The organism is Mannheimia glucosida, from assembly GCF_046267875.1.
Taxonomy (GTDB): Bacteria; Pseudomonadota; Gammaproteobacteria; order Enterobacterales; family Pasteurellaceae; genus Mannheimia; species Mannheimia glucosida.
In genome coordinates this window covers 1,675,767-1,689,931 of record NZ_CP176502.1, presented here as the reverse complement: position 1 = coordinate 1,689,931, position 14,165 = coordinate 1,675,767, and the positions used below count along the sequence as shown (strand labels likewise).

Annotated in this window: 12 protein-coding genes and 2 riboswitches; of the genes, 5 read left to right on the top strand and 7 right to left on the bottom strand. The window is 41.0% G+C overall.

The window, feature by feature from the left end:
• Positions 1 to 94: 94 nt before the first annotated feature.
• Positions 95 to 1,996, bottom strand: coding sequence for a tRNA(Met) cytidine acetyltransferase TmcA (locus tag ACJ7Z2_RS08220; protein ID WP_409499973.1), 1,902 nt, complete (start codon positions 1,994 to 1,996; stop codon positions 95 to 97).
• 181 nt (positions 1,997 to 2,177) lie between these two features.
• Here ACJ7Z2_RS08220 and ACJ7Z2_RS08215 point away from each other — a divergent pair, with 181 nt between their 5' ends.
• Both ACJ7Z2_RS08215 and ACJ7Z2_RS08210 read left to right on the top strand, forming a co-directional pair.
• Positions 2,178 to 2,612 carry a hypothetical protein gene (locus tag ACJ7Z2_RS08215; protein ID WP_409499972.1) on the top strand — a complete coding sequence of 145 codons (435 nt, stop codon included), beginning with the start codon at positions 2,178 to 2,180 and terminating at the stop codon, positions 2,610 to 2,612.
• Between the two features lie 30 nt (positions 2,613 to 2,642).
• Entirely contained in the window at positions 2,643 to 3,386 is a 744-nt protein-coding gene (locus tag ACJ7Z2_RS08210; protein WP_409499971.1) for a hypothetical protein, read from the top strand.
• A gap of 80 nt (positions 3,387 to 3,466) precedes the next feature.
• Here the strand turns inward: ACJ7Z2_RS08210 and ybeY are convergent, their stop codons facing one another.
• From ybeY to moaA, 5 genes are all read right to left on the bottom strand, one after another.
• Positions 3,467 to 3,949 (bottom strand): rRNA maturation RNase YbeY, encoded by a 483-nt coding sequence (gene ybeY / locus ACJ7Z2_RS08205; protein ID WP_409499970.1) that lies wholly within the window; start codon positions 3,947 to 3,949, stop codon positions 3,467 to 3,469.
• 17 nt (positions 3,950 to 3,966) lie between these two features.
• On the bottom strand, positions 3,967 to 4,422 hold the full coding sequence (gene moaE / locus ACJ7Z2_RS08200) for a molybdopterin synthase catalytic subunit MoaE (protein WP_409499969.1): 456 nt from the start codon (positions 4,420 to 4,422) through the stop codon (positions 3,967 to 3,969).
• 1 nt (position 4,423) lies between these two features.
• Complete coding sequence (gene moaD, locus ACJ7Z2_RS08195; protein WP_409499968.1) at positions 4,424 to 4,669, bottom strand: molybdopterin synthase sulfur carrier subunit; 246 nt, start codon at positions 4,667 to 4,669, stop codon at positions 4,424 to 4,426.
• Positions 4,662 to 5,138 carry a cyclic pyranopterin monophosphate synthase MoaC gene (gene moaC, locus ACJ7Z2_RS08190; RefSeq protein ID WP_006248611.1) on the bottom strand — a complete coding sequence of 159 codons (477 nt, stop codon included), beginning with the start codon at positions 5,136 to 5,138 and terminating at the stop codon, positions 4,662 to 4,664. Before moaC ends, moaD begins: the two co-directional genes overlap by 8 nt.
• Positions 5,139 to 5,626: 488 nt before the next feature.
• On the bottom strand, positions 5,627 to 6,652 hold the full coding sequence (gene moaA, locus ACJ7Z2_RS08185) for a GTP 3',8-cyclase MoaA (RefSeq protein WP_409499967.1): 1,026 nt from the start codon (positions 6,650 to 6,652) through the stop codon (positions 5,627 to 5,629).
• Positions 6,641 to 6,797, bottom strand: a riboswitch (molybdenum cofactor riboswitch). (Overlaps the previous gene by 12 nt.)
• Positions 6,798 to 6,960: 163 nt before the next feature.
• Here moaA and ACJ7Z2_RS08180 point away from each other — a divergent pair.
• From ACJ7Z2_RS08180 to torA, 3 genes are all read left to right on the top strand, one after another.
• Positions 6,961 to 8,712 carry an ABC transporter substrate-binding protein gene (locus ACJ7Z2_RS08180; RefSeq protein ID WP_409499966.1) on the top strand — a complete coding sequence of 584 codons (1,752 nt, stop codon included), beginning with the start codon at positions 6,961 to 6,963 and terminating at the stop codon, positions 8,710 to 8,712.
• 139 nt (positions 8,713 to 8,851) lie between these two features.
• Positions 8,852 to 9,967: a NapC/NirT family cytochrome c gene (locus ACJ7Z2_RS08175; RefSeq protein WP_409499965.1), complete on the top strand. Its 1,116-nt coding sequence runs from the start codon at positions 8,852 to 8,854 to the stop codon at positions 9,965 to 9,967.
• Positions 9,968 to 9,970: 3 nt separating this feature from the next.
• Positions 9,971 to 10,167, top strand: a riboswitch (molybdenum cofactor riboswitch).
• A gap of 18 nt (positions 10,168 to 10,185) precedes the next feature.
• Entirely contained in the window at positions 10,186 to 12,672 is a 2,487-nt protein-coding gene (gene torA / locus ACJ7Z2_RS08170; RefSeq protein ID WP_409499964.1) for a trimethylamine-N-oxide reductase TorA, read from the top strand.
• Positions 12,673 to 12,821: 149 nt separating this feature from the next.
• Here the strand turns inward: torA and ACJ7Z2_RS08165 are convergent, their stop codons facing one another.
• Complete coding sequence (locus ACJ7Z2_RS08165; protein WP_409499963.1) at positions 12,822 to 14,102, bottom strand: citrate synthase; 1,281 nt, start codon at positions 14,100 to 14,102, stop codon at positions 12,822 to 12,824.
• Positions 14,103 to 14,165 lie beyond the last annotated feature (63 nt).

The following is a 14,165-nucleotide window of genomic DNA, read 5'->3' as shown; positions in this document are numbered from 1 at the left end:
CCTCATCAAAATGAAAAATAAACAATGAATTTATACGATTAAATTGCAGATTTAGCAAGAGCAAAAACACAAAAAATGTAATAAAACCTATAAATTATTTTAATGATTTATTGTTTAAGTTTTGCAAAACGAGTTTTCGATAATTTTCCACCTCCATTTTGGAGATTTTTTGCCCTTTTCGTTCAAAAATGTCCAGCTCTGAAAAGCGTGCTTTATCCGATAAATAAAGCCGTTTCAAACTCACATACGCCGCTGAAAACGTCCGATTGCCATGAGCAAACGCGGTTAAATTTTTCCAATCACGTTCATCTAAATTGTGTGCGGCAAGCGGTCGAAATTGTTCGAAATTTTGCAATTCCTCACAAATTTCCGTGAAAAATGGCTGAAGGGCGAAATCTCTGGCAAAGGCTTGGGTTGCCTGCTGTGCAAATAACTTTCCTTGCTCTGAAACTGGGTAAAGCATCATTGCACTTTGATAACCGCTACTTGCTTCTTTATTCGGTGTGATTTGCACAAGCCGGAAACCGCAAGATTGCCAAAAGGCGTAGAGTGGAGCAGTTAGCCCAAAGCTCACAGAGATAAAATCAAGCGGTCGTTTTTTTACCGAATTTTGCAAAATAAACAGAGAAATCAACCGCTTACCAACGCCTTGATTTTGCTTTTCAGGTAGCACCGCAATCCGAGAAATACGAATGGAGTGCAGTTTGCAAGCTTGCGGTAAATTCCCTTGAAAGCAGAGATATTGAGCCACCAGACTGCCTTGCGGACGGCGTTCCCCCAGCCAAATGGCTTGGGTTAATTTTTCATCTAAGCCACCCTCTTGCATTGCCCAAATCCCGCCGATAAGTTGCTCGTTTTCCTGTTGTGAAAACAAAAGCTGATTTTCGCCATCAAATAAGCGGCGTAAGTCAGTTGGAGTGGTTTTGTAATGGGCGTTGGCGAGTAAGCGGTAAAATTCAATTTTATGATGTATTCGCCTATTGGCTACGTCCGTAGATTGTAGAGGCGAATTGCAATTCACCCCTACGGTATCGCCATTTAGCAGAAGTAAATCATTAATAAAATGTTCCAACGGATCATTTTCGCTCCACCGCAACGGCTGAGATAACGCCCAATGTTTAAACGGTTTATCCAACATTACCGGGAATTTCAGCTCAAATCCTCGCCCCGTGCCTTCGTAATTTTGGGTGGTTGTGGTTAAAACCACTTTTTCAAAATAGGCACAAAGTGTGTGGAGTATCGGCAAGGGTAGGCTGGCTGCTTCATCAATAAAGATCCACTGGTTAGACGAAATGTTTTTACTTTTAACTTGCTCGATTAAATTGTCAGGTGCGAAAAAAGGGATTTTTTGCTCTGCTGAACGCCAAAAACTGGGCAATGCAGAATAAGACCGTGCGGTAATTAATACCTTATTTTGTTCGAATAACGCTGTTGCAAGTAGCCCTGCAAGGGTAGATTTGCCCCGCCCACGAGGGGCGGTAATCAAATGAATATCGGCAGGATCAAGCGGTAGATTTTGCAAAATATTTTGCTGTTCTTGCGTTAATTGGTAAATTTTTGAAGGAATTTGACCGCTTGCAGTGGGTAATTCAGGCAAATCAGTTCTGACTTCAAAACCAAATTTAGCGACTAATTGTTTGAAATACCGATAGAAATTAGGGCAGGCAATAGCGTGATTTTCGTTCCAACGTAACGCATCGAAATCTAATTCATTTTCTAAATTATCCCACTGAGGACAAAGCAAAAATAAAGTACCGTTTTCTTGAATTGTGCCGGCAAGAATGGCAAATGCTTCAAAATGAAAATTGATACCATTTTCCGCTCGCATATTATAAATAGCGAAAGGATACTCTTGCCCCAAAATAGATTTGGCTTTAGCGAAAGGTATAGGATTAGATGAATTCGGAATGAAAATACCGGGTGCAATAAGCCTAGGAATTTGTTTACCTTCGATATCGACAGTATTTTCACAATTAATAATCCAAAGTTTCCGCATATATCCAACCAAATTTAAATTTAGAAAAATCAATGTATCACAACATCGATAGAATTTGAATTAATAGCATAAGATTTGTTTGCTTAATTTTTATACAAAAATAGAAGTGTACACTTCTATTCCTTTACCTTGACAGGTAAAGGAAACATCTCTGGTTAAAAAATTTTCTGGGGAGAGAAATATGAAAAAAGAGCAAATTTTGGTCGTTTTATCAGGCTCACCAAATTGCGGTAAAACAACGATGCTGAAAAAGATTGTCTTATCTCTTTGTGGCCAAGCTGATTATGATGATAGCCCTTGTTTCACACTTTTATTTAAGAACAAAAAAATCGAAATAGCTCTTGATGGTGATGATAAAAATACTGTTGAGGAAAATCTGAAACATTTGTTAAAAAATGAACAGTGCGATCTTGTTATTACTCCTTGTAGAACAAAGGGTGAAACGTTAACTGCAGTCAATTTCTCAATACAAAAGAACAAGATTGAGCAAGTTTATTTTATTTCTAAGGTAAGGTTGGGAAAATTAGGTTCCAAAATTAATGAAGAAGAATTTAATAAATTTAATCAAATTGAATCAGAGTATTTTATTCGATTTATTGAAATCTTAATTAAATAACCTCTATTTTAACTTCACTAGGACTTTATTATGAAAAAACTGTTAATTTTACCTTTGGTAATTTTTACTTCCCCTACGTTTGCTAATTCACTTACTGCTGAAGAAATGGCTATTATTCAAGATCAAGAATGTCAAACTAAAAGGAAAGGCGGTAGATATGTTGAATGTGATGATAAAACTATTCAGCATCGGAATGATGTGCTTTATTCTGCTATAACTGAGTTGAAAAAGATCCCAACCAAAGATGCTAAATATGAAATGGGGTTTTATAATCGTTGTGGAGAAGGAGAAATTGGTGCGAAAGGATCAGATTGGCGGATGCTTGATACGCAAATACTTACTCCGGCTCAGAAAGGGCTACTGAAAAAGGCTATGGATGAAATGCTATCTAATTGTCCAACTTATCCTACAATTAGTAATTATGATGAGCTTATTAAATTACCTATGCTATCTTTTTCTTATATTCTCACTAAAAATGAACAATACGGAAATTCACAAGCATTTAAGGAAATTATCGGTGTTTTAAAAGAAGAATATGGTGCACGTATTAATGATAACACTATGTGGGCTGATGATATTAGCTCATACGTTAGATGTTCTTCAGTGAAAAATAATTTGGAAAACATCTATCAGGAAATTGATGAGCGTTATGGAAAAAGAGCTCAAAATCTAGCAGAACAAGAGAAAAAGAAAGTTAATAAAGATTTTTTACAATATTGTTCTGACATTTTAAAATTAACACCGAAGAGCTATTTGAAAAAACGCTTTGAATAGATCTAAGTCAAACTTAAGCGGTAAGTTTTAAGAGAATTTTGCCAATTTTAAATAAAAGCTAACCGCTTATTTTATTACCCTTACATTTTTTCGCTCAAATACGGATCTTCATACCCTAAATTTTGCATAATTTCGGTTTCAAGGCTTTCCATTTCTTCCGCTTCATCTTCTTCAATGTGGTCGTAGCCGAGCAGATGAAGTGTGCCGTGAATAGCCAAATGAGCCCAATGGGATTCAGCTGAAATGTCTTGTTCTTCCGCCTCTTTTTCCATTACTTGACGGCAGATGACTAAATCACCCAATAGTGGCATTTCGATTCCTTCGGGGGCTTCAAACGGGAAAGATAGCACATTGGTTGGCTTGTCTTTACCACGATAAGTCAGATTTAGCTCGTGGCTTTCTGCTTCATCGACAATCCGAATGGTGATCTCACTCGCAGGGAAATCATCGGTTTTTGCCTCAACTGCGAGGGCTTTTTGTACCCAAGTATAAAATTGTTGTTCGCTTGGTAAGTTTTCGGTATTTTCGCAGGCGATCTGCAAATCAATATATAAATTTTCCATTTGTTACCTTTTGCAAATTATTGCCATTTTTTGACCGCTTGCTGATCGCTCTCTCGCCCTTCAATCCAACGTTCACCGGCTTGGGTTTGTTCTCGTTTCCAAAATGGGGCTTTGGTTTTTAGGTAATCCATAATAAACTCGTTAGCGTGGTAGGCATCACCTCGATGAGCAGAACTCACACCGACTAATACGATTTCATCACCGGTATGCAGTTGCCCAATGCGGTGAATCACTGCAACACGTTGTAAATCCCAACGAGTGCGAGCTTGATCGACAATTTCTCGCAATGCTTTTTTCGTCATTGCAGGGTAGTGTTCAAGAAACAAACCGGAAACATTGTCGCCCAAATTCATTTCACGCACTTTGCCGATAAACAGGGTAGTTGCCCCCACGCTATGTTGTTCACTGAGCCATTGGTAAATGCGGTTTTGGTCAAATTCGGCTTCTTGTACTTCAATCAGGGTTTCAAACATTTTAGCCCCCGGTTACCGGTGGGAAGAATGCCACTTCATCGCCGTCTTTGATCTCTGTTTCAAGCGGGCAGATCGTTTGATTAATTGCAACCAACAGTTTTCCTTTTTCAAGGGCGAGTTGCCATTTTTTACCCTGTTGGCTTAAGTGTTCACGCAACTCCTCTGCGGTGGTAAAAGTAGGCTCAATATCTAGTCTATCCGTTGCCACAAGCTCACGCACTTGGGCGAAAAAAAGTACCTTAATCAACTTTGAAATCTCCTGATTTTCCGCCGCTTTTACTGAGTAATCTTACATTTTCAATAATCATATCTTTTTGCACAGCTTTACACATATCGTAAATAGTCAGAGCAGCAACACTAGCTGCGGTTAATGCCTCCATTTCCACGCCGGTTTTGCCGGTTAGTTTACAGAGTGATTCAATTCGCACTTGGTTGCTTTCCGGCAACGCTTCCAGTTGAACTTCCACTTTAGAAAGCAATAACGGGTGGCAGAGTGGAATCAGTTCCCAAGTTCTCTTTGCAGCCTGAATGCCGGCAATTCGAGCGGTTGCGAATACATCACCTTTGTGGTGATTACCACTGACGATCATTTGTAATGTTTCGGCATTCATTCGTACAAATGCCTCTGCTCGGGCAATGCGTACGGTTTCTTGTTTCATTGAAACATCAACCATATTGGCTTCGCCGTTTTGGTTGATGTGGGTGAAGGTTGTCATTTGTTTGTCTCTTTGAATTTGATTGTAAAATTTTTTTCTGTTACTTTCTTTGCTTGTGCAAAGAAAGTAACCAAAGAAAGCACACCCTACTTCACCGCTATCTTCGCTTTATTTGAATTTGTTTAACGGAAAAATTTAAAACTCGCCAACTTCGTTGGCTCAAACACTAAATTTTTCCTACAAATTCAAAGTCGCTCAGGCGGTTCAGAAGGGAGAAATTGGAACATTACAAGCGGTTATTTTTAAATAAAAACTTGCAAAAATCTTAAATAATGTACCGCTTGCCCCTATTTTCCTCCGTAGCGGTTGCGTAAACTTTTGAGGACAACTTTTCGTGTTTGAGCCAACGAAATTGGCGAGTTTGAAAAGTTTGTCCCAAAAGTTAGCAACAAGCGAAGGATTAAGGAAAATCTGGGGTCGCCTTTCTTTTGGTTACTTTTCTTTGGCGAAGCAAAGAAAAGTAACAGAAAAACACGCTCGGTGGTTGTTTAACCACCGATACTCGCCAAATTATTCCTAACCCCACTATCCCCAATATGCAAATAGTGGTGTTCTCGCTTGCCTTGTAAGGCAGATTTTAGCCGTGTTTCAAGCTGTAATTGTTGTTCATCGCTTGCCAGTAAATCACGAATATTAATCCCTTCTTCACCAAATAAGCACAGATGCAGTTTACCAAGTGCGGAAACACGCAAGCGGTTACACGAGGCACAGAAATTTTTCTCGTAAGGCATAATTAAGCCGATTTCGCCTTTAAAATCAGGGTGAGAAAGCACTTTTGCCGGGCCGTCGGACATCGCTTTGGGTTGTAGTTGCCAGCCCTCTTGTAATAAGCGGGTCATTACCGATTGCCCGGAGAGATGTTGAGCTTGGAAGAAAGTATCCATTTCGCCGGTTTGCATCAGCTCAATAAACCGCATTTGAATCGGTTTTTCTTTGATCCAAGCGAGGAATTTATCCAATTCAGGAGCGGTATATTGCTTCATTAGCACCGCATTAACTTTAATTTTTCGGTAGCCAATTTCAAAGGCTTTATCAATACCCTTTAAAATAGATTGCAACTTGTTCTCGCCGGTAATCAGTTGGAATTGGCGTGGGTCAAGGCTATCAACACTCACATTAATATCGGTAATACCGGCTTGCTGCCACAGTTCAACATCACGTTCTAGACGATAGCCGTTGGTGGTTAAGGCAACTTTACGAATACCGGGTGTTTGTGAAATAGTGTGAGCGATTTCGAGGAAATCTTTGCGTAAAGTAGGCTCGCCGCCGGTGATACGGATTTTTTCCGTCCCTAAATTGGCAAAGGCTTTAGCCACTCGCTGGATTTCATCAACGCTAAGAAAAGTTTGCTTATGTGAAGGCGGCTTATAGCCATCAGGCAAGCAATAATTACAACGGAAGTTACAAACATCAGTAATGGACAGTCGCAAATAAGTGTATTGACGCTGAAAGCGATCAACTAAACCTGAAACGACATCATCACCCACGTTTTTAATTGGGATAATAGACTGCATTTGACACCTTTCTAAACACGAGAGGACAACCCATTTCTAAGTTATCCTTTGAACAGCTTTATGCTGTTACTGGCATAAATTCCATATCAAAAATTTGTCTTTAATTTTTAGAGTTAGGAAATAATGCTCGGAGTCTTCAATAAATTGGTTTTCATTTTATGGTGAGAAACCTAATTAGGCAAGAGGTATAATTTAAATTGTATGCTCTACCTATAAAAATCTGGCAACCGTTGCTTAGTTTGATTTATATCATATTAATGCCGAGATAATTTTGCTATGTTAGCTAACGTTTTTAGTTCGAGGTGAGAATGGATAAACGTAGCCGATGGTCTTGTTTAGTGAATGAACAAGGTGAAATATCAGAATGGGAAGACAAAGCAGGTGCTGAGTATTTTGCTGAATTACCGCAAATTTGCCACTATGCACAGGCATTGCTCTATTCAGCTAAAAATAGCTTGCAGTTTTACTATAGTTCAAACCATCAATGGCTTAAGATCAGCCTAGAACGCCACCAATCGTTTGTATTGACTCAAGCAGAGCATACCGATTTGCCTTATGGACTGAGTAAAAGGGAGATTGAGCTTCTCACTCTAATTAGCAGTGGTTTAAGCAATGAGGAAATCGCCCATGAGCTTTGTATCAGCAAACGGACAGTTGATAAACATATCGAAAATATTTTTGCGAAAACACACACCGAAAGCCGAACCTTATTAGCTGTTTTTGCTATTACCGAACATTTAATCTGTTTACCCACACCGGGAAAGCTAACTCAATCCATTCTTGCCAGCTTTAAGATTGAACAATTGGCATTGCAAATTATCGCGAAAAAACAACCGCTTGCAACACCTTCAACTCGGCACGAACCACCGATTTTTACGATAAGCCACCACCATAGTCGCCCGATTATTATTGGCGTGCCTTATGTTGAACAGGGTATCGGGCAAATTGATACCCGAGAGCTACTTAACGGCACTCAACTTGCGGTTGAAACCATTAACCAACAAGGGGGGATTCACGGCAGAGAAGTACAGATTGCAACGGCAGGGTTTTGCGTTAAAGATAAAGCAAGTATTCTTCAGGCATACCATCATTTATTTGATCAAGAAGTTGATGCCATTTCAACCGCTTATGCCTGCTACTTGCCGGAAGTACACGAATTAATTGCAACTAAAGGCATCCCTTATTTGCATATTGCAACTCATAGTGGCTCAAACAAACTTGCCCAAAATTTACCGAATCAACGAATTGAAAATATGTTTCAGGTTTGTGCCAGTGATGTAACCTATGGCTTAGGTATATCTCACTTTCTGCAATATTACCGTTACCATTATGCCCCTTGGCTTCAGAATAAAATGGTGATGGTGGTCACGGTGAGTTGGCAAAAAGTTGATATCGGTATTGAAAGCTTAACCCTAAGTTTGCGGGAGCAAGGCTGGAATGTGGATTATCTAGAACTCACCCAAGAGCAAGATAATTATGCCAAATTAATGGCACAGGTGCATAATCTCGCACCTTCCATTATTGTGTTTGCCTCTTATTTTGCAGAAGATATTGTACAGTTTTATCAAACGTTCATTTGCAACCCAACAAATGCCATTATTTACAGTATTTATGCACCTTCGGCATTTTTGCCACACGAGAAACTTTGCGAAGGCGTTCTCTGGAGTACCAATAGTGGCTTAAGCGAAAATTATTTAGGCAGACAGTTTAGCCAACATTACGAACAATTTTTCGGCAAATCGCCCACTTATTCCCAAGCCAGTATTGCTTATGACCAAGCAAACATTCTGGCAAATGCGTGGAAACAGAGTGTTTCACCACGGCATTTTAAAGCCGTCTCCAATGCGATCCGCTTACAGCCACACTACGGGGTAAACGGCACTTACTATTTTAATACCGATAGCCAAATTGGGCTAACTTACGCAGAAACCCACGATTTGTCTATCAGCTTGCCGCAGTTGGTTTACCAAATCCAGCAAGGGAAAAGCCGTGTGATTGCACCGGAGTTGTTTGCCAATGCACAATTTATCTTACCGCCGTGGTTCTCTGAGAAAGGCTAGAACTTCACTACATTTTTGCCTTAGATCAAATTATTCTTACTCTTTCGAGGTAATAGGTATTATTACTTATTTTTATACCTCTTGGGAGTTAATACAATGCCTCTGTCTTTAATTTTTAGTGTATTAAGTGGGGTAATTTATGGCTAAGATGAAAAAAATTGCTGTATTTGTCGGTGTTATGGCATTAGGTGCTGCGGTATTAGGCGGCACACAATATGCAATGAAAGCTACCAGCTCAACAGAATTTTGTGTGAGCTGCCATTCTATGACTCACCCACAGGCAGAGTGGGAAGGCAGTGTCCATTTTTCCAACCGTAAGGGAATTCGAGCCGAGTGTTCGGATTGCCATCTACCACAAGACGGCTTGCATTATGTCAAAGCTAAAATCATCGCATTAAAAGATGTTTGGCACACCGTTGTAACCAATAAATTACCTGATCAAGAAGCCTATGAAGCCCATCGTCTAGAAATGGCACAACGTGTTTGGGGAGAAATGAAAGAAAACGATTCTATGACCTGTAAAAGCTGTCATAGTTTTGATGCGATGGTGCTTTCTGAACAAAAAGAAGCGGCACAGAAAATGCACAAACTAGCCCAAGAAACTAATCAAACCTGTATTGATTGCCATAAAGGAATTGCCCATTTTATGCCTGATGTGCCGGTAGATAATGCCGCAGCAATGGGCGAATTAGCTAAACACGGTGCGGAATTTAGCACAAACGATAAAACCCTTTATACGCTCGCAATGACGCCGGTGCAACTCGCTCAAGGTGGAGAAATTCGCTTGCTACCTTATGCAGAATTACATCAATGGACAGCCGAAGGCGAGCAGGTTAAAGCAACGGTTAACGGCTGGCAACAAGAAGGTGCGGAGTCTGTAGTGTATATGGATTTAGGCAAGCGTATTATGGTTGCTCTGCTGCCTGATGAAGCTCAAAGTAAAGTGAATGTCACAAAAACTGTTTTTGATAACGTCACCAACTCAAATTGGAAAGAAATCAATTTTGAAATTACTGCTCCTAAAAATGCAGTTACAGCCAATATTGCGGCACTAAATCATTTTGGCGATAACTTAAATCAATCTCACTGTAGCGGTTGCCACGCACCGATTGGGGCAGAGCATTACACCGCAAATCAATGGATTGGGGTAGTAAATTCAATGAAAGACCGAACATCTATGTCGGCTGATAATGTGCGTGCGGTGACTATCTATCTCCAACGTAATGCAAAAGATGTAGCAGGCAATTCCCATTAATTGTAACTTAGAGGATACCGAGCTTGTGAGCCTAAGTGTCTGCTGATAGCAGAGATATGGTAGCAAGCCGTAAAGCACCTATTACAAGCGGTCATTTTTTCCTAACATTTTGCAAAAAATTACCGTCGGTTCTTTACCAATGGATACACGAGAAATGGTTTATCCACTCGACTTTAGAAAGGTGTCTATTTTTAACTTAACTTCAAACGAGGTTTATTATGAAAAAACAAGACAGTATTGACGTAAGTCGTCGCGGTTTTCTAAAAAATTCATCATTAAGCTTAGCTGCCGGTGCGGGTTTAGCCAGTGGTACGACCGGTGTAGTGGGAGCATTGGCTTCCACCAGTGCCAAAGCAGCCGAGATGAAAACAGTAGTAACTGCCGCCCACTGGGGGCCTTTAGGCGTAGTGGTAGAAAATGGCAAAGTGGTGAAATCTGATTCTGTGCTTGAGATTTCTGTACCAAATGAATTGCAACATGTGGTAGCAGATCAAGTACACGGTGAAACACGAGTAAAATACCCAATGGTGCGTAAAGGCTACTTAGAAGGGAATAAAGACACCACATTGCGTGGACGTGATGAATGGGTGCGAGTTTCGTGGGACAAAGCATTTGAATTAGTAGCGAATGAAATGAAACGTGTTCGTGAGGCTCACGGGGCGAATGCTATTTTTGGTGGTTCTTACGGTTGGTATAGCTCTGGCGCATTACACGCTTCCCGTACACTGTTACAACGCTATTTAAATGTTACCGGCGGATTTGTTGGCGTAAAAGGCGACTATTCTACCGGTGCTGCTCAAGTGATTATGCCACACGTCTTAGGTACAATCGAAGTATACGAACAGCAGACCAGTTGGGAAGTGATTTTAGAAAGTTCAGATATTGTAGTGCTTTGGTCAGCGAACCCGTTAAATACGCTACGCATTGCGTGGACTTCAACCGATCAACAAGGTATTGAATACTTCAAAAAACTCAAAGAGAGCGGAAAACGCATTATCTGTATTGACCCGGTGAAAAGCGAATCTTGTGAATTTTTAGGTGCAGAATGGGTACCGGTAAACACCGGCACTGATGTTGCGTTAATGCTCGGTATGGCTCATACCTTAGTCGCTGAAGGCAAACACGATCAAGCATTCCTTAAAAAATACACCACCGGTTTTGAGAAGTTTGAAGAATATCTGCTCGGTAAGGCAGACAATCAACCGAAAGATGCAAAATGGGCAAGTCAAATTTGTGGTGTGCCGGAAGAAACCATTAAAAAATTAGCGACCGATTTCCAGTCTAAACGCACAATGTTAATGGCAGGCTGGGGGATTCAACGCCAACGACACGGTGAACAAGGGCATTGGATGTTAGTCACCTTAGCTGCAATGTTAGGTCAAATCGGCTTACCGGGCGGTGGTTTCGGTTTAAGCTACCACTACTCAAACGGCGGTGTGCCGAGTGCAACAGGGGGCATTTTAGGCTCTATCACAGCGAATCCGGCAGTAGAAGCTGGGGCGAAAACCTGGTTAGATGAAACCTCAAAATCTTCATTCCCGGTGGCTCGTATTTCTGATGCACTCCTCAACCCAGGTAAAACTATCGATTATAATGGCACACAAATTACTTATCCGGATATCAAGATTGTCTATTGGGCAGGTGGTAATCCGTTTACTCACCACCAAGATACCAACACTTTAGTGAAAGCGTGGCAAAAACCGGATACTATTATCGTCAATGAATGCCATTGGACACCAACGGCTCGTATGTCTGACATCGTGCTGCCGGCAACCACCAGCTATGAACGTAATGACTTAACCATGTCGGGCGATTATTCAATGATGAATATTTTCCCGATGAAACAGGTGGTTGAACCGCAATTTGAGGCAAAAAACGACTACGATATTTTTGCCGAACTAGCTAAACGTGCAGGCAAAGAAGCGGAATTTACCGAAGGCAAATCTGAAATGGATTGGCTACAAAGTTTCTATCAAACAGCATTTGAGGCAGCACGCAAAAATCGTGTGATTATGCCGAAATTCGAGAAATTCTGGCAAGAGAATAAACCACTTTCTTTTAAAGCATCAGATAAAGCGAAAAAATGGGTTCGTTATGAAGAATTCCGTAATGACCCACTCCTAAATCCATTAGGCACACCGTCCGGCAAAATTGAGATTTTCTCTGAGGTAATTGCCAAAATGAATTATGATGACTGTAAAGGTCACCCAACTTGGATGGAACACGAAGAATACTTGGGTAAAACCACCGTAGAAGAACCGTTGGCATTGGTGACTCCACACTCTAAATGGCGTTTACACAGCCAGTTAGCTTACTCATCATTACGCAAACAATATGCGGTTAATGACCGTGAGCCGGTGTTGATTCATACTGAAGATGCTGCCGCTCGTGGCATTGCAAGCGGTGATATTGTGCGTATTTTTAACAAACGAGGGCAAGTATTAGCCGGTGCGGTGGTAACAGATGACATTATCAAAGGCACATTAGCCTTGCACGAAGGGGCATGGTACGATCCGCTCGATCTCGGCACCAGCGAGCAACCGCTATGTAAAAACGGCAACCCTAACGTACTAACCCGTGATGAAGGTACATCAAAATTAGCACAGGGTAACTCTCCAAATACTGCCACGGTACAGGTTGAAAAATTTACCGGGCAAGCACCAGAAGTCACCGTATTTAAAGAGCCTAAATACACACAAGGCTAATCTCATATAACCAAAAGGCACAGCATAAAACTGTGCCTTTTCTATGTTGTAAGCGGTCTTTTTTATTCGTTTTTTTGCAAAATTTAACCCAAAAATAACCGCTTGTAATAATAAACAAGCGGTTAAAATTTTTCGATTTTTTGCCAATCTTATGATTTATCCATTGGCTCAAAATCACGTTTAGTATGTCCGGTGTAGATTTGACGTGGACGAACGATTTTGATATTGCCTTGGAGATACATCTCTTTCCAGTGAGCGATCCAGCCAACGGTTCTGGCTAAAGCAAACATTACGGTAAACATTGAGGTTGGAATACCGATGGCTTTTAGCACGATTCCGGAGTAGAAGTCCACATTCGGATAGAGTTTATGCTCAATGAAATAAGGATCGCTTAACGCAATACGCTCTAATTCCAATGCCACTTCAAAGAGTGGGTTATCAATATTCAGTTCTTTTAACACTTCGTGGCAGGTTTCACGCATTACTTTTGCACGAGGGTCGTAGTTTTTATAGACACGATGTCCAAAGCCCATTAAGCGGAATGGGTCATTTTTGTCTTTGGCTCGGGCGATAAATTCAGGAATGCGATCCACAGTGCCGATTTCTTCCAACATATTGATACAGGCTTCATTGGCCCCACCGTGTGCAGGCCCCCAAAGCGAGGCGATACCGGCAGCGATACAAGCAAATGGGTTTGCACCTGATGAAGCTGCGGTTCGTACTGTTGAGGTAGAGGCATTTTGTTCGTGGTCTGCGTGTAAAATGAAAATTCGGTCTAACGCACGTTCTAACACCGGGTTTACTTCGTAGGGTTCGCACGGGGTGGCAAACATCATATATAAGAAGTTACCGGCATAAGATAAGTTGTTTTGTGGGAACATAAACGGCTGACCGATAGAGTATTTGTAACACATCGCCGCCAGGGTTGGGATTTTGGCCAATAAACGAATGGCGGTTAATTCACGGTGGGCTTGGTTGTTTACATCAATAGCATCGTGGTAGAAGGCAGCTAAAGCTCCACTTACCCCACACATTACCGCCATTGGGTGTGAATCTCGGCGGAAACCGGAGAAGAATTTGGTGAGTTGTTCGTGTACAAGAGTGTGCTTTTTGATGAGTTGAACAAAGTCTTTGTATTCTTCTTTGGTAGGGCGTTCGCCGAATAACAGCATATAACCGACTTCTAAGTAATCAGAGTGTTTGGCTAATTGGTCAATCGGGTAGCCTCGATAGAGTAAAACTCCTTCATCGCCATCAACATAAGTGATATTGGATTGGCATACTGCAGTCGAAACCAATCCGGGATCATAAGCAAACAACTTATGCTTTAAAAAAGGCTGAATATCAACAGTTTGATAGCCTAAACTCCCTTTTTGTATATTGAGTTCAAGTGTTTCACCCGTTTCGAGTGTGAGTGTTGCTTTAGACATAAGTTACTCCTGTTTATTTTGGATTTAGAAGATAAACTAGATGATTTCTGATCAAACTACAAT

Bases quoted from the DNA above. Each gene is read 5' to 3' on its own strand.
- ACJ7Z2_RS08220 (WP_409499973.1), bottom strand. From the start codon at position 1,996: ATGCGGAAACTTTGGATTATTAATTGTGAAAATACTGTCGATATCGAA.
- ybeY (WP_409499970.1), bottom strand. From the start codon at position 3,949: ATGGAAAATTTATATATTGATTTGCAGATCGCCTGCGAAAATACCGAA.
- moaE (WP_409499969.1), bottom strand. From the start codon at position 4,422: ATGTTTGAAACCCTGATTGAAGTACAAGAAGCCGAATTTGACCAAAAC.
- moaC (WP_006248611.1), bottom strand. From the start codon at position 5,138: ATGACAACCTTCACCCACATCAACCAAAACGGCGAAGCCAATATGGTT.
- ACJ7Z2_RS08210 (WP_409499971.1), top strand. From the start codon at position 2,643: ATGAAAAAACTGTTAATTTTACCTTTGGTAATTTTTACTTCCCCTACG.
- ACJ7Z2_RS08215 (WP_409499972.1), top strand. From the start codon at position 2,178: ATGAAAAAAGAGCAAATTTTGGTCGTTTTATCAGGCTCACCAAATTGC.
- torA (WP_409499964.1), top strand. From the start codon at position 10,186: ATGAAAAAACAAGACAGTATTGACGTAAGTCGTCGCGGTTTTCTAAAA.
- ACJ7Z2_RS08165 (WP_409499963.1), bottom strand. From the start codon at position 14,102: ATGTCTAAAGCAACACTCACACTCGAAACGGGTGAAACACTTGAACTC.
- ACJ7Z2_RS08180 (WP_409499966.1), top strand. From the start codon at position 6,961: ATGGATAAACGTAGCCGATGGTCTTGTTTAGTGAATGAACAAGGTGAA.
- ACJ7Z2_RS08175 (WP_409499965.1), top strand. From the start codon at position 8,852: ATGGCTAAGATGAAAAAAATTGCTGTATTTGTCGGTGTTATGGCATTA.
- moaA (WP_409499967.1), bottom strand. From the start codon at position 6,652: ATGCAGTCTATTATCCCAATTAAAAACGTGGGTGATGATGTCGTTTCA.